Below are 15,546 nucleotides of genomic sequence, written 5' to 3' on the forward strand. Positions count from 1 at the left end.
ATCGGGTGATCAGTAACACTAGCGAAAAACCACAACGTAGCGCTAATATCGCGCCAGTCGTGGCACTCTTGGAAAAGCGTCTCGCCTGGTGCCTATTGCCCGAGAACGAGCGCACACAAATTGACAAGATCCTTGCCAATCAAGGTAGTAATGACAGTATTCTTCAGCGAATTATATTAAGCAGCTGCGAACCGCAGCAGAATGCCGAAAAGAGTCAGGAGTTAATCCAATCCGTTAATAGTCAATTGTTAAGCGAAGCTGAGCACTCGCTGCTAATGCTGATAGATGCCGATAATAAGAGCACGCTCCAATTGCAAAAAGATCGAGATGTATTCAAAGAAAAACTCCGTCAAACGATAGACGGAATCAGCGACATAGAAACTCAGATCAATAACGACGCCACATCACCATCGGGGAGCCAGCAATGAAGACAGACGGTATAAATGTATTACTCGTCGATGACGATCCGGGCGTTTTGCAATTACTCTCTATACGCTTGAATGCACTCGGCTTTAATGTCAGCTGCGCTGACGGTGGCGAGAGTGCATTAAAAAAACTAGGGTCTGAACGTGTGAATATCGTTATTTCTGATTTGCGAATGGACGGTATGAATGGCATTGAGCTTTTTGAAAACATTCAACAACACTACCCCAGTATCCCCGTGATTGTATTGACAGCCCACGGTTCAATTAAAGAAGCCGTCAGTGCGACCCAAAAAGGTGTATTTAGCTTTCTGACCAAGCCAGTTGATAAGGATGAGTTGCTAAGCAGTATTCAACAAGCCTTGCGGCTTAGTGACCATGATACAACGCCAGAAACAAAGACAAGCAAAATTATTACCTGCAGCGCAAATATGTTGCAGCTCCTTGAACAGGCAAAACTGCTTGCGCAAAGTGATATCAACATTTTAATTCGCGGAGAAAGCGGCACCGGCAAGGAGCTTCTAGCAAGTACACTACAGGCATTTAGTCCACGTGCTGACAAGCCATTTATCGCTATCAATTGCAGCGCGATTCCGGCAGATTTATTAGAATCTGAACTATTTGGCCACGTAAAAGGCGCGTTCACCGGCGCCAGTCGCGACAATAAGGGACTGTTTGCCAGTGCCGACGGTGGCACAGTGTTTCTTGACGAAATTGGCGATATGCCAGCACAGCTTCAGGTTAAATTGCTTCGCGTTCTGCAGGAACAGAAAATAAGACCTGTGGGAAGTCACGACGATATCGCTATCAATGTTCGTGTTCTATCGGCGACACATCAGAATCTCGAAACCGCGATAACTGATGGCAAGTTCAGAGAGGATTTGTACTACCGCCTCAATGTAGCATCTCTAAACCTACCTGCGCTGCGCGATCGGGTCGCTGACATTCAATTATTGGCTAGGCACTTTTTAAATTGCATTGCTCAGCGAAACGGCGGTGTATGTAAAAAATTCTCGCCAGCTGCGTTAGAAGCGCTGATGGCATATCACTGGCCGGGAAATATTCGCCAGCTTAACAATGTCGTAGAACAAACCGCTGCATTGGCGCCCTCGCCTATTATTGGCGAAGCGCAGATACTTGCTACCCTGCCGCAAGTGAAAGCGTCTCCAGTTGATAATCTTTCACTAACCGAAGCGCGCAAAAATTTTGAGCGTGAATATTTACAGAAGCTACTGTTTCAAACGAAGGGTAATGTTAGCGATGCAGCTAGACACGCCGGTCGCAACCGCTCGGACTTTCATAAACTGATAAAAAAGCATCAGCTTGATCCCGATGTTCAACGCTCAGCTAAAAGGGCCGGCAAGTAATAACAAGTGGACATTACCATGATCGAACAACTCACCTTTTTCGTCTCTCGCCAAGGCTTACACAGTATTACCACCACGGTGAATGAAACCATTTCACGTTTATTCAATAAGCAAAATGGCTTGTGCACCCTATTTATACAGCACACGTCGGCAAGCTTACTTATTCAAGAAAACTATGACGACAGTGCACGCAAAGACTTAGAACACTGGTTAAACCGCCTCGTCCCAGAACACGATCCAATTTACACTCACACGCTAGAGGGCAGTGATGATATGCCTGCGCATATCAAGGCGTCGCTAACCGCGTCTTCACTATCAATTCCAATTATTAACGGCAAACTAGCATTGGGAACCTGGCAGGGAATTTACCTATGGGAACATCGCCATGCACCATCAAATCGCAATGTCATTCTGCATATTGGCAGTTAACTAAAGATCTATTCAGTTAAGGTTAAGCTGCTGGTCTTAAACTCTGTCCGTGAGATATCAATTATGAACTAAGCGTCATCTTTGTGTTTCAAACGCTGTGGTATTCTCACCCAAATTTATTCGCAAATAACATATCAGGGAAGCGCGACATGATAAGTTTTAAAAACATTGTATTGAGTCTATCACTTGTTACTAGTACCGCCCTTTGCAATGCAATCGAGATCGGTGGCACCTTGCCGGACTTCAGCGTACCGACAAAAGGTGAATTGATCATTGATGGAAGCAAAATACAACACAAGCCTTGGTCGACTCAGCAAATCACCGAAGGTACACCAGCGCTTGTTTTCCATGTTGCCGCAAGAATGTCTTCCGACGCAATTATTGCTCCACTGAAAGAACGTCTAAATGCAAAAGACTATGAGCCAGGCAGTTTTCAATCCATTAGCGTCATCAATCTAAATGATGCGCTATGGGGAACTGCTGGATTTGTCGGAAGTGAATTAGAGAAGAACAAACGCGAACACCCTAAAGCCATACTTGTCGCCGACGACAAAGGCAGTGGCATTGCAGCTTGGGAACTACAAAAGGGAACCGTTGCTTTTATACTTGTAGATAGCAAAGGAGTAATTCGTTATCTAAAACAAGGCAAACTTACGCAGAGTGACATTGATACCATTATTACAATGCTGGACGAGGAAATTGCAAAGAGTAAAAGCTGATCCTCAGCGGGGCCGCGTCAAGCTAAAAGCAGCGGCGGCCCTCAACTAAACGCGCAAACTTGCGGAGCATTACCTTAACCCCAAGGTGCATAGCGGGACTGAATACGGGTAAAAAATACTTACTAAAGCCCTTTGGCTTCATTGCCATTGTCCAGCGCACGCGACAGCACTGCTCATTTACCGCATCGACCTCGTAGCGCTCAGCAAATGACTCAATATTGTCCTTGCTGCCATGGGTAAAACAAAAAGCCATTTCCCGCCCACGCTCCCACGCGATAAACTCCTCGTAGCCGACAAGACCGCCAATCATGCTAACTGTGCGTGTTGTGCCAATACCAAAGGGCTTTGGCGCTGTCCATTCCACTTTTTGGATAGGCATAGCCCACCGCGGCCAATCATCGGCATTTTCAAATGATGCGAATACGTCAGCGGCGCTGACATTCACCTCTACCTCAGCCACATAGCGAAAGGGGGCCGTATCGAAAAATGTCATGTCGACGGTTTTACAAGGGTACTTGACTACCACGCGAGTTCTCCAAAAGCGTTCTTTCACCGATTTGGGTGAAATGCCTATAGGCGGGAATCTAACACTGCCGGTAATTCTCAAACAAGGTAAGAACGTGAAAATGACAAAGTCTTCATCTAAGGTTCCACTGTAAATGCAAGAAAACAACCCAGTTCGGCCGGCATCGGACATCCTCGACATTCTGTATCAAGATGAACATATCGTCGCGATTAATAAGCCCAGTGGACTCTTAGTACACCGCAGCCCTATTGATCGTCACGAGACTCGGTTTGCCATTCAAATACTCCGCGACCAGATTGGTCAGTACGTTTACCCAGCCCACCGCTTAGACAAACCAACATCAGGCGTCCTGCTATTCGGCCTTAACGCGGAGGTGGCGAGAGATTTAGGTCAAATTTTCACTGAGCAACAGATTAAGAAGTCGTATATCGCTGTAGTCCGAGGTCACTGCCCCGATGCTGGCCATATCAATCACGCCTTGACTGAAGTGACTGATCAGCGCATCGCCAAGAGCAAAACAGCCGAAGCGCAAGCTGCTATCACCGACTTTCGCTTACTCGGCAAACACCAAATCGACATTGAAATAGAAACCTATCCCCAATCACGATATTCGCTGGTGGAGTTGCAGCCCCATACTGGGCGTCGCCATCAATTGCGACGGCACCTCAAGCACATTTCACACCCTATTATTGGCGATGCCAAATATGGCCGCGGACGGCACAATCGGTATTTCGCCGAGCAGCTCGACTGCCCTCGCCTGCTGCTTCACGCCGCGCAGCAATGCTTTCTACACCCGGTTACGGGGCATCCAATCAAAATAAACGCAAGCATTGACCACCACTTTGCAGGCTTAATCACCCGCTTTGGATGGCGGGACTCACTGCCAAAAGAGTGGCTCCAACAAAAGGTTACAAAATTATAACTTACATCTGCAATTAGCTAATCGTATGGTAGTGGCAATAACAATATATTCGTAATCAACCTCTCTGAGTTGCGACCAGTTACAGCGGAATAAAATCATGCTCACTCATTACGATTACATCATTGTCGGTGCGGGATCCGCCGGCTGCGCCTTGGCAAATCGCCTGTCTGCCAGCGGCGAGCACACTGTGTTGTTGTTGGAGGCTGGAGGAAAAGACAGTCATCCCATGGTGCATATCCCTCTCGGGTTTGCATTCACCATGAAGAATCCCGAGTTTAGCTGGTGCTACAAAAGCGAACCCGAACCCCATATGAATAATCGACGAATAGATCAGCCCAGAGGAAAGCTCTTGGGCGGCTCCAGTTCAATCAACGGTATGGTTTACATCCGTGGCCAGCGAGAGGACTACGATTACTGGGCGGAACTAGGCAACAAAAATTGGAGCTACGACGATTTACTCCCAATATTTAAACGCTGCGAGCATAACACCGACGGCGCCAGCAAATTCCACGGCAGCGACGGCAAGCTGTGGGTAGATAACGTTGGCGACAAATATGCCCTTGCCGACATGTATATACAGGCGGCTACTGAATCAGGCATACCTGCAAACGACGATTTTAACGGTGCAAATCAAGAAGGCGCCGGCTTTTACCAAGTGAATATCCGCAATGGTTTGCGCCAAAGTACCGCGAAAACATACTTAAAACCCGCAATGGAACGCGAGAATCTGACCGTCATCACGGGAGCCTTGGCGAGCCGTATTACATTTAAAGACAGGCAGGCAAACGGACTGCAGTATACCCATAACGGCAAGTCGCAATACGTTCGTTGCCACCGCGAGGTCATTCTGTGCGGAGGCACCGTCAATTCGCCGCAATTGTTAGAACTCTCAGGTGTCGGCAACCCGGCTATTCTGCAGCAACACGGCATCAAGGTTCACACTGCGCTTAATGGCGTCGGTGAAAATTTACAAGACCACCTCACTGTGAACACCCAGCGCTCCTTCATGGGATTAAAGACATTTTATGAAGACTCTCGCCCCCTAGCAATGCTGGTTACGTTTGCCAAACTCGCATTTCAACGCAAAGGGATGCTTGTGCACCCCGCCTCGCAGGTTGGGGTTTTCTTTAAAACAGATAGCGCTGAATCACGGCCTGATGCACAAATTCACTTCACCCCAGCTGCAGGCACCCAAGATGAAAATGGTCGAATGATAACAGTGCCTGGCACCACTGCGACGGTGTGCTATCTTCGCCCTAAAAGTCGCGGCAGCGTACATATTCGCAGCAATAACCCCAATGATGCCCCAGCACTGCTTCACAATTACTTGGCTGAAGAACACGACCGTAAAAAAATGATTGCAGCGGTACGCAAGACCCGCGCTATTTTCGAAGCCCCCGTCTTTAACGAACACCGCCGTGAAGAACTCGTTCCTGGACCGGAAGTACAGAGCGACGAGGAAATTCTCGAATTTATACGAAATACTGGAGAATCGGTCTATCACCCAGTCGGTACCTGCAAAATGGGGAACGACCCGATGGCTGTCGTCGACGACAAGCTTAAAGTACATGGAATCGATGGCCTTCGGGTAGCCGACGCCTCGATAATGCCAACGATACCGTCCGGCAATACCAATGCGACGGCCGTTCTTATTGGAGAGCGCTGCGCAGACTTTATTTTGGGTGAAAACGGCGCCGCTTAATGAGGCGTTGTTAATTTTGACGATAGGGAATTTGGCAGTATTCGATACCGTTCGCTGGTCGAATACCATGCTTGGCAAGACACATTTTCATTGAGTTCATCGACAAGCTGATATTGGGAGTGGGGCCTAAATACACATGATCTAAATCCACTGCGTCAGTGTCGTCAGCCACTAAAGAAAAGCTAATATAAGGTACCAACATGCTGCGGCCTTCGCGGAAATTAACCGCAGCCTGCCGGTAATCTGACACCACAGGCGACACCAGGCGCCACTCTTGCTCTTCCTCAAAAGAAGGATGCTTCAGAATCGCAGCCAAGCGCAACAAATCGCTTTCTAAATGTTCAAACAACTGGTGATAAACTTCTCGCTCAACGCCATCTTCAATACCATCTGCCAACACTTCCACCGCGTCAACGACCTGAGCGATCAACACCTGCTGCTCCAATCGATCGTATATACAGCGCCCCATACGAAAATGTTGTTTTGCCGCGCAACTTGCTACCGTCGCTGGATTAAATCCCAAACTGGCCCCTTTGCCGACAGCGCTGTATCCGCGCCACTGACTTAATAAATTGCCGTTTGCGCGGAAGGATGCGCCGAATAAGATGTGGCCATTGGTTATGCGGTGCTTAACCCAATCGAGAAAGCTCGTTAATAAATGGGGTCGCCGATGACTTGCATCGATTCGACTAGCCACTTCATTAGCAACCAGGTCTGCAGTATGACGCAGCTCGGCAGAGTCATTCATATAACGAATATCGCTAGCCCACAAACTTTGACTGCCGATGATACCCAGCACACCACTCAATGAGGTGTAATGGTATAGCGTTTCTTGTGGCGGCTCGGAAAACAAAGTTTCGGTGATCGTACTTATCATATTAGCTCCTCGCCTCGACATTCGCCTTTTTTACCACAGCAAGATGACACCCACTCTTAAGCACCGATAATAAAAGTCGACTACGCCGCCTCGTCTGCCCGTAAAAACTCATTAACTAAGCCATTGAATATAAGCGGATACTCGGCGTGCAGCCAATGACCGGCATTGGCGATGGTTTCAAAGTACATATTCGGAAATTGACGCATCATTGGCGCACGATTTTCGTCACGAATGTAACCAGACAGCTCACCGCGAATAAACAAGGTTGGCCCGTCAAAAGGTTCGGCTGAGGGTGCGTCGCGCAAATTATCGTACAGCTCCGCGATAACAGGTAAATTCATCCGCCACGCCCAACCGTCTTTGCCGTCGCGCATTAAGTTTTTGAGTAAGAATTGGCGTATCGCGACTTCTGGCACCGACTTCGTCAACAGCTGATCAGCCTGCTCACGATTTTTAAGTGACCGCAATTCCAAAGCTAGCAAGCTAGTAATAATTGCATCGTGCCCACGTCCGTAGCGCACAGGCGCGATATCAGCGACTATGAGACGCTTCACCCGTTCTGGATGAGTTATTGCCACTTGCATTGCAACTTTGCCACCGAGGGAATGTCCCAAGAAATGCGCACGTGGCATTTCCAGCACATCCATTGCAGCAATAACGTCTTCCGCCATCGCCGGAATATCCATTTGATCGCTGTGGGCAGATTTACCATGGTTGCGCAGATCCATGCGAACAACCGTAAAATGACTTTCAAGGCTGCGAGCAACAGACATTAAATTACTCGCTGAACCAAACAAACCGTGTAGTAAAACAACGCTAACTGGCCCACTTCCACTTACTTCGGTATGTAACTGCACTGCTCTGGGCATATGTTCGCTTCTCATCGTCTTTCGCCATTGCTAGAATGCGCAGGCATTTTTAATAAAAAAGGGCTTATTGTGCGACTATATCTACTTATCTTGACGCTTATCGGCGCGGTTATGGCCACAGGCTGTAGTTCAACTGATTTTAATCCTACCGCCTACGACTATTTTATCAGTCGTGAAGACATTCAACAAAAACCACTTAAGAAAGTCATTCTTGCAACAGTAAACATCAGCGGGGAACCGACCCGTTCAGTATTGCGTGACAGTGTCGACAAAGTAGACGGCCGAGTTGAAGACTACCTAAAAGCAAATGGCATGACACTTGCTCCTAGCCACCTATTCGACAATGCATGGCAGCAAGCCTTACTTAGCTACGGAAACTTTTACGACCCAACCACCGGTAAAGTAGACACCGTCGGTTGGCAACGAGTAATGGCTGCAACGCTAGAGAGCCTGCAATCACAAAAGGACATTGATGCAGTAATATTTACCGACCTTATTGAGCACGATGTGCAACACAGTCCAGGCATGAAGCATTATGCGCGTTGGTACGGCGTAACACGGGAACCGGCTACCGAAGGAGCCACATCCAGTGTTCCGACAGACTTCAATTGGACTCAGGTGATTAAGGGTGCATCCTTGGTTGTGACGATTTACACCACTGAAGGCAAACCGTTATTTTCCAGCCGCGGCGGCATAGATACCCTGCACGGCATCGACTCCCGCAAATCTGACAAGGGATTTGTGCGACGCAAAAAGATTCTCAGTCGCAGTAACAATATCGACGAAGGCATAGAACTGGCCTTCCACCCGCTCATTCAAATGAAAAATTATCCCGGCAAACCACCTGCGGCGAAGACAGCGAATGACGTCGACGCGACACAGAAGCCGTAATACCTTTCAACCACTCTAATAAATGCTGCGAAACGTGGCCTCAAACAAACTGAGGCCACGGTCAATCATCCAGAACACCGCCACCGACCCCATCACGTATATTGTCGCCGTCCGAGCGACAGACAATAGCGCCACACGCCGTAACGGCATAGTAGCCAGAGTCCACCGAACGGCGAGTAAGAGCGCCGCAACCATGGCAATAAAAAAGATCTGACCCATCTCGATACCGATATTAAAGCCCAGCAATGCCGGCAATATATCAGTGCTAGACACCGTAAGTTCGTCTAAGACCGACGCAAATCCTAATCCATGCAACAAGCCAAAAGCGCCTACCAAAACGATAAACCATTTACCACCTCGCTTAGTATTGCTAATAGCTACCGATTTACCAGCGTACAGCGCCATCACTAAAACACTCGCCGCAATAAGCCACTCGGCTAAGTCTGGCCAATGGGGGATCAAACCAATACTAACCAAAAACAAGGTGATGCTATGGCCCACCGTAAAAGCGCTGATCCAGGCCAAAAGCTGATAACGCTTACTCGCAATTAACAGCAAACCCAATACGAATAGCAGATGATCAAGCCCAATAAGAATATGTTTAAACCCTAAACTGGTGAACTGGAATATTGCCGAGCCACCACTGCCCTGCATAGCGGGTGAAAAGCGATCTTCATCAGAGCTAAGCAAGGCTTGCTGCTCGTCTCCACCGATACTATACCAACGCAATAAAGCCGCAGAACGGGATGCAGTAAGCCCTTCGATTGCAAACTCGAGTGATGCGGTCGCCTTATGGCATAACATTGAATACCGCTGCTCAATTGCACCTTCACTCACAGTCTGATCCTGACGGTCGATAACTTGACAAGACTCAGGTAAAACTACCGTCGGCACCTTCGCTGCCAACACCGGCGTTTTCCACCAAAGGCCTATCAATCCGCCAGGCAGCTCCCTCATCTCAAGAAGCGATGGCGCCAGCTTGTGGGCATTCACATTACTCATCAGGCATAGAAGTACTAAAAGCACACTAAATTGCCGCATGACAATCCGCCTTGTAGTTGTCACGCAATTCCTCGACGTAGGCATTCCAAGCCTGCGCTTGACGTTCTCGTCGCCATATTTCCTCAAGCTCAGGCGCTAGCTCATCAAAAGACAGGCGGTAAGCTTCATTCCTATTTTTAATGCGAACCAGGTGAAATCCGTAGGCCGATTGCAGTGGGCCAAACCAGGAGCCAATCGGCTTCGCCGAACTGGCCAGCGCGAGACTAAAATCCTCACCAAATTTTGAGGTGATAGCTACGCGGTTTAGATTAGAAAAATGATTCCCATCTAAAAACACATCGCCGCGCACGCTATCTTGCGTGTTCTCACGCAAGATCTGCTCAGCGCGTGCGCGCGCGTTGCTGTGACTAGAATCAAAGAAGACATGCTCAAAACTTAGCCGCAGAGGAACCACCCCAAGATCTGGCCTCTGGCTATAAATCGTATCCAGCTCGTCTTTTGATGGTGCAAGTCCCGATAAATTAAGCGCACTTGCATGCTGCATAAGTTGTATCAATCTGCGGCGTACAACTTCGTCGCCAGCCGCGACACCCGTAGCCAACACCGCATCAATTTTGTCTTGGCTATCACCTTTAATACCCAGGAAATCCGCATCCCGCAGCAGCCGTTGAATAATAACCTGGTCAGATTTATGCAAGCCCTGCAACATCGCCTCGCTTACCAGCATTTGCTCATCTAAGGCGACATTTACTAGTTGCGACAATTCATTCGCGGTTGGCGCGCGACCAACAACCTGAGCCCAATCAGCCGTTAATACCGCCCTCTGCGATGGTGTCAGACACGTCAATACGCGTTGATTTTGACGCTCAAAATGGCCATTAACGACATATAAAACGAAACCAACAATAGTAAAATGCAGCAGCCGTGACCGTATTAGCTGTCTCAAGGTTGGACCTCGGCCGTGACATTCTCATTATTTACGCCGGCCTTACTAACCACCTCACTCAAGTCTCCACTCGGCGAATACCATATTGGCGATGACCACGCCCTCTCCTGAATAACAGGTCGATGCGCCGCCGAACAGCACTGCTCATATCCCGGCTTTATCGTGTCGGGATTTTTACAATCAACTTTTGCCGCAATACATATTTGCTGGCTCCAGCGACAGGTCGGATTCTCTAGCACTCTCGCATAATAGTAAGCATTTTCTGTTGGATCAAACTGAGGGTCTTGCCAGCGACCACAAAGCTGGGCATGCCCGCTACCTTGCGTTTCGCAACTTTGCAAATCAACACCTGCGCTACTGTCGGTATCACCAGCAATATCGATCACAACTTCGTCGCGTTGGCCTTCTTTATTGACGCTGCCCTTTATAATTTGAATTCGCTGCAACGGCGTGCCAGAACGGCCAGTGCGACCTGCATCCATTTTTGCAAAGACCGTAAACACCGGCGCTTCAGCGCTTTCGTCCAAAAGTAAATCACCGCCCATTGCAACACCGTGATCATAGCCCTGAGCGACATAATCACTGCGCTCGCAAATATCCTCTGGCAGTGAGGCATCGCCGCCAAAAAACCGTAAGCTGATGCGTGGACCGCTGGTTCCATATGTCTCCCTGCGCTGCATGGCCTCAAACAACGACGAGCGACTATTTTCTTCAGCCCACACCGCCGCGAGACCACCTGGATTAAACTCTAAATCGTCGGGCAAGCCTTCTGGTACCGTATCGCCAACGGGCACACCGGCACCGCCGTGGCCCAAAAAGCCCTTTTCAGCAACCGCGCCAGGCGCGCCAATATGCGTATCCGAGCTGGCAATAAACCCCAGTTTAAATGGGTTTACCCCTAATCGCTGCTCTTGCTCAAGCCCATCGCGCAGTACTTCGCGAATGAAGCCCCCATTTGGCTGCGGTGCCTTACTCACGAACGGTAGAATTTTACCAATAAATTTATCGGAAAAGCTGCTGTATGGTAGTTGCTCAAAAGCGCAAAGTTCATCAGCACTGTTGAAGGGGTCGTAATAACATTCCGAGCTACCCTTATGCTGCATTACTTCAACCAAGCGCTCCAAACGCGCCCGTTGCTTTGCATCGGCAACGGTAATTGGCTTACCGTCATCGCGCGCCAAACTAAACATATAGCCATCGCTCAGGTTTGAGTTGTGCGGAATAACGAGCACCTCACAGCCTGTTCCGGCATTGACACATTCACGGTCAAGCGCATCCCACAACAACGGTGCAGATGGCGTATCAACAAAGCTTAGGGGTAACACTGGGACCTGCTTATTTTTAAAGAGAATATTGCGATGTAAATTTGCAAGATTTGCCGAAGCACCGGTCCATTCATAGGCGACGAAACTGGTAAATTCACAATTCTCGCTTCTATCATATGCATCCTCAGCGGCTTGTTGAATCTCCTGCCAAGGCCTCAGCCCCGCATCTCGGCATAAGTCACCATTCTCCCCACACATACCAAGTCGTTTACCGCGAGAAGACTGGGTATTAAAAAGGAAAAAGGCTAGCCGAGGAGCCTCTCGATAAATTTTGCATTGCCAACTGCTGTAAGCCTCAAAGCTGGGAACCTGACAAATTTCAACTTCACCAAATAACTCTGCATGATCGGTGACAACGGCAAAATCCAAAGGTCGGTCCAAACGCAAACGACGCAGCGCTTTGCCGTCCGCAGTCCACGGTTGCACTCCAATCTCTGCGCCGCGAGCAAAGCGATAGGCATCAGCCGGTGATGTACGGGTACCTTGTGTGCCGGCATCTAACGAATATTTGGTATGGACGTGGGTGTCCCCAAAAAAAACCTGACGCTGAGGATCACTATTCAAGCAGGGTTGGCGAACTTCGCCACGGTTAAGATCACTATCAGATATTTTTACAGAAGAAGGAACTTCTGCCTGCGCAGCACCGAAAACGCCAACAACAAGAAAAAGACCAACTCTCATAAAAGCCGCCACTTCAAGCGAGGCAAAAATTGGCATCAGCTACCCTTCCCTGTTGTATAATATCATTTTTATAGCAGCACTATTATTATGTAGAAACACCGTATTTACAATACGGCCATTATTAAGGAATCGTTCAGGCAAGCTATGTGACTATGACCCTGTATTCATTCACAGGAGCGTCATTATGAAACTGACAAAAGCCTTAATTCTTATTGCTAGCTTAGGCCTCGCAGCAAATAGTGCTTTCGCTGATCATCGCAGTGGCGCCCACGTTGACGCACGCTATCAGTATCACGGCAAAGCACCACATCACGGCCACATCAAACACTACAAAAAATACGGCTATCATCACGGCGATAGATACTACAATGACCGTCATCACTACTACCACGGCAGACACTACAACCAGCATTACTATTCGCGACACGTGCATAGTAGGCATTGTGGCCACCACTATGAGCCCGCGTTCAATACGCGAGTGAAAGTATTTTTTGGCTTATAAGGGCAACATAGATAAGGCGGAACGTTGGTTTCGCCTTATCTCTATTTATTCACCAAAAAACGCTTTTTTAGCGTCATACCAGCCTTGAAGCTCAGGGCAATTTTCCGGAATTTTACGCCGTACCCAGCCACAAAAGCCCAGCACAACATAGAGATCAATATCGGCCTGAGTCAATGAATCACCCACCAAATAACTTCGATTACTTACTTCATCATTCATTGCTTCAAAGAAGGCTGAAATACGCAGATTTCCACGCTCAACCAGCTCAACAATTTGAGGTATTTTTAAAGGCCCAGGTAGAGCACTATCTTTAAAGGCATCACCTTTATTTCTCAGTACTTCTGCTACGGCGGAAAAACCTTCAAAAAAGATGCGGTGGCACCAACCAATAACTTGCGCTCGCTCTAAACTCGATTGACCAAACACAGAGGCTCCAGGATAGACCTCATCCAAATACAGGCAAATCGCGATTGTGTCGGATATGATCGTGCCATTGTCAAAAACCAAGCTAGGCAAAGTTAAGCGCGGGTTTACCGCACTAAACTCCGGCGAAAACTGCTCCTTCGCCGCTAAATCAATCTCTTGGGTCTCTAATTCGATGCCCTTGTATTTCATCATTAAACCCACTCGGCGCGGATTTGGTGCTAAAGCATAGGTATATAGTTTCACCGACTTCTCCTAAATATTATTAAAATGCACATGGGGTGTATATGGTTCAGCTTTAGTTAAGCCAAAGGGCTCTATGCTGGATACTACCAATAGTTCTCGAGTATATGCCATGTTCAAGCATACCGTTATCCCGCTTATTCTCGTCTGCTCCACCTCGGTTTTAGCTGATCACCGCAGAGACAGTGTACGACATACACAGTATGCACAAGTTACCCATGTGCAAGCGATCTACGAACGGATCTCATACACCAGACCGACGGAGCAATGTTGGCGCGAAGAAACCGTCATCCACGACCGCAGCAGCTCTGCACCGATCTTTGGCGCTATCATCGGTGGTGCACTCGGCAACGAGCTCGGGCATCATAAAAGTAACAAGCGGGTGGGCACCGTCGTCGGCGCGGTTCTTGGCGCAACAGTCGCAGCAGACATCTCTAGAGGCCGCAGTAACAGTCACTACGAAACCATCGATCGCTGTGAAACACAGCATCACCAAGAGTGGCGAGAAGAAGTTGTTGGCTATGATGTAAGCTATCGCTACCAAGGCGAGATTTATCACACCCGCTTGCCCTATAATCCGGGTAGGGAGATCGAAATCGAGGTGAACATCACACCCCGTGGTTAATGTAGATGTTTGGGAGTTCTATGAACCTTACTTCGCAACGTAAACTACCAATGCGAATATCCATTTTTCTCATTGCAGCCGTAATCGCGGTGCACAGCAATGCCAATCCGCTCGGTAACTTAGGTGGTCGCTTAGGTCTGCCCGACCGGGGCAAAGTCGAGCGCTTGGATGATCGCGGCCGCAGCAGACTAAGCGTGAATGAGGCAATTTCAATTGCCGAGCAACGCTATGGTGGCCGCGCCGTCGGAGCCAAAAAAATTAACAGCGGTAACGGTACGGCCTACAGTGTTCGCATACTGCAGGATAACGGCAAGATTAAAAATGTCATTATTAATGATTGAGCGAATTGAACCATGCGTATTCTGCTAGTCGAAGATGAAAGTTTACTGCTAGAGCAACTACACCGTAATTTTGAGCGTGCAGGCTATGCCTGTGATACGGCGGCAGATGGCAACGAGGGTTTATTTCTCGGCCAAGAAAACCCCTACGACCTAGCGGTGGTAGACCTGGGACTTCCCGGCATTGATGGCATAAGTATTATTAAGCAGTGGCGCAAAGAGGGTCGCAAATTCCCGGTTTTAATCCTCACCGCCAGAGATCGCTGGCAAGACAAGGTCGAGGGTCTAGAAGCCGGAGCGGACGACTACGTGGCAAAACCGTTCCAAATAGAAGAAGTGATGGCCAGAGCCAATGCCCTGATCCGTCGCTCAGCGGGTTTTGCCAGCCCACAATTACAATTTGGTTGCATCACTATCGATACCGGTGCAAAGCGTGCGCTGCTAAACAATACCGCCGTCGAACTAACGGCGTACGAGTACAATGCCCTTGAATATCTTGCAATGCGCAGCGGGCAAGTCGTTTCAAAAACCGATTTAACAGAACACTTATACGATCAGGATTTTGATCGCGACAGCAATGTGATCGAAGTATTTATTGCGCGCTTGCGGAAAAAAATTGACCCGGATAACGCGCTTAAGCCCATTTCGACCCTACGCGGTCGCGGCTATCGCTTTGAGCTAAGTGAAACCCAGCACTAAATGTGGGAGCGGCGCGGCAAGTCAATTACCAGGCGACT

General features: G+C 48.6%; 18 protein-coding genes. 11 read left to right on the forward strand and 7 right to left on the reverse strand.

Features of this window, described 5'->3' with window-relative positions:
• Positions 1 to 68: 68 nt before the first annotated feature.
• The 4 genes from KXJ70_RS01315 (at position 69) to KXJ70_RS01330 (ending at position 2,937) form a co-directional block, all read left to right on the forward strand.
• Complete coding sequence (locus tag KXJ70_RS01315) at positions 69 to 428, forward strand: hypothetical protein (RefSeq protein ID WP_219041657.1); 360 nt, start codon at positions 69 to 71, stop codon at positions 426 to 428.
• Positions 425 to 1,789, forward strand: a complete 1,365-nt coding sequence (locus tag KXJ70_RS01320; RefSeq protein ID WP_219041658.1) for a sigma 54-interacting transcriptional regulator — start codon at positions 425 to 427, stop codon at positions 1,787 to 1,789. The genes KXJ70_RS01315 and KXJ70_RS01320 overlap by 4 nt, the downstream gene beginning before the upstream one ends.
• Before the next feature lie 18 nt (positions 1,790 to 1,807).
• Positions 1,808 to 2,218, forward strand: a complete 411-nt coding sequence (locus KXJ70_RS01325) for a secondary thiamine-phosphate synthase enzyme YjbQ (protein WP_219041659.1) — start codon at positions 1,808 to 1,810, stop codon at positions 2,216 to 2,218.
• Between the two features lie 149 nt (positions 2,219 to 2,367).
• Positions 2,368 to 2,937 carry a YtfJ family protein gene (locus tag KXJ70_RS01330; protein ID WP_219041660.1) on the forward strand — a complete coding sequence of 190 codons (570 nt, stop codon included), beginning with the start codon at positions 2,368 to 2,370 and terminating at the stop codon, positions 2,935 to 2,937.
• Between the two features lie 22 nt (positions 2,938 to 2,959).
• Here KXJ70_RS01330 and KXJ70_RS01335 read toward each other — a convergent pair whose 3' ends face one another.
• Entirely contained in the window at positions 2,960 to 3,463 is a 504-nt protein-coding gene (locus KXJ70_RS01335) for an SRPBCC family protein (RefSeq protein WP_219041661.1), read from the reverse strand.
• 133 nt (positions 3,464 to 3,596) lie between these two features.
• Here KXJ70_RS01335 and KXJ70_RS01340 point away from each other — a divergent pair, with 133 nt between their 5' ends.
• Positions 3,597 to 4,385 (forward strand): pseudouridine synthase, encoded by a 789-nt coding sequence (locus KXJ70_RS01340; RefSeq protein WP_255558156.1) that lies wholly within the window; start codon positions 3,597 to 3,599, stop codon positions 4,383 to 4,385.
• Positions 4,386 to 4,482: 97 nt separating this feature from the next.
• Positions 4,483 to 6,087: a GMC family oxidoreductase gene (locus tag KXJ70_RS01345; RefSeq protein ID WP_219041662.1), complete on the forward strand. Its 1,605-nt coding sequence runs from the start codon at positions 4,483 to 4,485 to the stop codon at positions 6,085 to 6,087.
• A gap of 10 nt (positions 6,088 to 6,097) precedes the next feature.
• On the opposite strand, the gene KXJ70_RS01350 is transcribed toward KXJ70_RS01345, so the two are convergent.
• Positions 6,098 to 6,964 (reverse strand): DUF2971 domain-containing protein, encoded by an 867-nt coding sequence (locus KXJ70_RS01350; protein WP_219041663.1) that lies wholly within the window; start codon positions 6,962 to 6,964, stop codon positions 6,098 to 6,100.
• A gap of 80 nt (positions 6,965 to 7,044) precedes the next feature.
• Complete coding sequence (locus KXJ70_RS01355; protein WP_255558157.1) at positions 7,045 to 7,848, reverse strand: alpha/beta fold hydrolase; 804 nt, start codon at positions 7,846 to 7,848, stop codon at positions 7,045 to 7,047.
• A gap of 96 nt (positions 7,849 to 7,944) precedes the next feature.
• Between KXJ70_RS01355 and KXJ70_RS01360 the strand changes: the two genes are divergently transcribed.
• Complete coding sequence (locus tag KXJ70_RS01360) at positions 7,945 to 8,724, forward strand: hypothetical protein (protein ID WP_219041664.1); 780 nt, start codon at positions 7,945 to 7,947, stop codon at positions 8,722 to 8,724.
• Between the two features lie 15 nt (positions 8,725 to 8,739).
• Here the strand turns inward: KXJ70_RS01360 and KXJ70_RS01365 are convergent, their stop codons facing one another.
• The 3 genes from KXJ70_RS01365 to KXJ70_RS01375 are packed head-to-tail and all read right to left on the reverse strand — an operon-like array spanning position 8,740 to position 12,714.
• The gene (locus tag KXJ70_RS01365) at positions 8,740 to 9,765 is read right to left on the reverse strand and encodes a HupE/UreJ family protein (protein ID WP_219041665.1); all 1,026 of its coding nucleotides are present in this window, start codon (positions 9,763 to 9,765) and stop codon (positions 8,740 to 8,742) included.
• A complete protein-coding gene (locus KXJ70_RS01370; RefSeq protein ID WP_219041666.1) occupies positions 9,752 to 10,672 on the reverse strand; it encodes a peptidylprolyl isomerase in 921 nt (306 codons plus the stop codon). Before KXJ70_RS01370 ends, KXJ70_RS01365 begins: the two co-directional genes overlap by 14 nt.
• The gene (locus tag KXJ70_RS01375) at positions 10,669 to 12,714 is read right to left on the reverse strand and encodes a DUF3604 domain-containing protein (RefSeq protein ID WP_219041667.1); all 2,046 of its coding nucleotides are present in this window, start codon (positions 12,712 to 12,714) and stop codon (positions 10,669 to 10,671) included. The genes KXJ70_RS01370 and KXJ70_RS01375 overlap by 4 nt, the downstream gene beginning before the upstream one ends.
• Positions 12,715 to 12,862: 148 nt before the next feature.
• Between KXJ70_RS01375 and KXJ70_RS01380 the strand changes: the two genes are divergently transcribed.
• Positions 12,863 to 13,180 (forward strand): hypothetical protein, encoded by a 318-nt coding sequence (locus tag KXJ70_RS01380; RefSeq protein WP_219041668.1) that lies wholly within the window; start codon positions 12,863 to 12,865, stop codon positions 13,178 to 13,180.
• A 45-nt stretch (positions 13,181 to 13,225) separates the two neighbouring features.
• Here the strand turns inward: KXJ70_RS01380 and KXJ70_RS01385 are convergent, their stop codons facing one another.
• A complete protein-coding gene (locus tag KXJ70_RS01385; RefSeq protein ID WP_219041669.1) occupies positions 13,226 to 13,849 on the reverse strand; it encodes a glutathione S-transferase family protein in 624 nt (207 codons plus the stop codon).
• Between the two features lie 109 nt (positions 13,850 to 13,958).
• Here KXJ70_RS01385 and KXJ70_RS01390 point away from each other — a divergent pair, with 109 nt between their 5' ends.
• The 3 genes from KXJ70_RS01390 to KXJ70_RS01400 are packed head-to-tail and all read left to right on the forward strand — an operon-like array spanning position 13,959 to position 15,508.
• Positions 13,959 to 14,471, forward strand: coding sequence for a glycine zipper 2TM domain-containing protein (locus KXJ70_RS01390; RefSeq protein WP_219041670.1), 513 nt, complete (start codon positions 13,959 to 13,961; stop codon positions 14,469 to 14,471).
• Positions 14,472 to 14,491: 20 nt separating this feature from the next.
• Positions 14,492 to 14,812 carry a PepSY domain-containing protein gene (locus KXJ70_RS01395; protein WP_219041671.1) on the forward strand — a complete coding sequence of 107 codons (321 nt, stop codon included), beginning with the start codon at positions 14,492 to 14,494 and terminating at the stop codon, positions 14,810 to 14,812.
• A gap of 12 nt (positions 14,813 to 14,824) precedes the next feature.
• A complete protein-coding gene (locus tag KXJ70_RS01400) occupies positions 14,825 to 15,508 on the forward strand; it encodes a response regulator transcription factor (protein ID WP_219041672.1) in 684 nt (227 codons plus the stop codon).
• Positions 15,509 to 15,546: the final 38 nt, after the last annotated feature.

The organism is Zhongshania aquimaris (genome assembly GCF_019312595.1).
Classification (GTDB): Bacteria; Pseudomonadota; Gammaproteobacteria; order Pseudomonadales; family Spongiibacteraceae; genus Spongiibacter; species Spongiibacter aquimaris.

What these genes read in the sequence shown, in the direction of transcription:
- KXJ70_RS01320 (WP_219041658.1), top strand. Translation starts at nt 425, where the DNA reads ATGAAGACAGACGGTATAAATGTATTACTCGTCGATGACGATCCGGGC.
- KXJ70_RS01325 (WP_219041659.1), top strand. Translation starts at nt 1,808, where the DNA reads ATGATCGAACAACTCACCTTTTTCGTCTCTCGCCAAGGCTTACACAGT.
- KXJ70_RS01330 (WP_219041660.1), top strand. Translation starts at nt 2,368, where the DNA reads ATGATAAGTTTTAAAAACATTGTATTGAGTCTATCACTTGTTACTAGT.
- KXJ70_RS01340 (WP_255558156.1), top strand. Translation starts at nt 3,597, where the DNA reads ATGCAAGAAAACAACCCAGTTCGGCCGGCATCGGACATCCTCGACATT.
- KXJ70_RS01345 (WP_219041662.1), top strand. Translation starts at nt 4,483, where the DNA reads ATGCTCACTCATTACGATTACATCATTGTCGGTGCGGGATCCGCCGGC.
- KXJ70_RS01350 (WP_219041663.1), bottom strand. Translation starts at nt 6,964, where the DNA reads ATGATAAGTACGATCACCGAAACTTTGTTTTCCGAGCCGCCACAAGAA.
- KXJ70_RS01355 (WP_255558157.1), bottom strand. Translation starts at nt 7,848, where the DNA reads ATGAGAAGCGAACATATGCCCAGAGCAGTGCAGTTACATACCGAAGTA.
- KXJ70_RS01360 (WP_219041664.1), top strand. Translation starts at nt 7,945, where the DNA reads ATGGCCACAGGCTGTAGTTCAACTGATTTTAATCCTACCGCCTACGAC.
- KXJ70_RS01365 (WP_219041665.1), bottom strand. Translation starts at nt 9,765, where the DNA reads ATGCGGCAATTTAGTGTGCTTTTAGTACTTCTATGCCTGATGAGTAAT.
- KXJ70_RS01375 (WP_219041667.1), bottom strand. Translation starts at nt 12,714, where the DNA reads ATGCCAATTTTTGCCTCGCTTGAAGTGGCGGCTTTTATGAGAGTTGGT.
- KXJ70_RS01380 (WP_219041668.1), top strand. Translation starts at nt 12,863, where the DNA reads ATGAAACTGACAAAAGCCTTAATTCTTATTGCTAGCTTAGGCCTCGCA.
- KXJ70_RS01390 (WP_219041670.1), top strand. Translation starts at nt 13,959, where the DNA reads ATGTTCAAGCATACCGTTATCCCGCTTATTCTCGTCTGCTCCACCTCG.
- KXJ70_RS01395 (WP_219041671.1), top strand. Translation starts at nt 14,492, where the DNA reads ATGAACCTTACTTCGCAACGTAAACTACCAATGCGAATATCCATTTTT.
- KXJ70_RS01400 (WP_219041672.1), top strand. Translation starts at nt 14,825, where the DNA reads ATGCGTATTCTGCTAGTCGAAGATGAAAGTTTACTGCTAGAGCAACTA.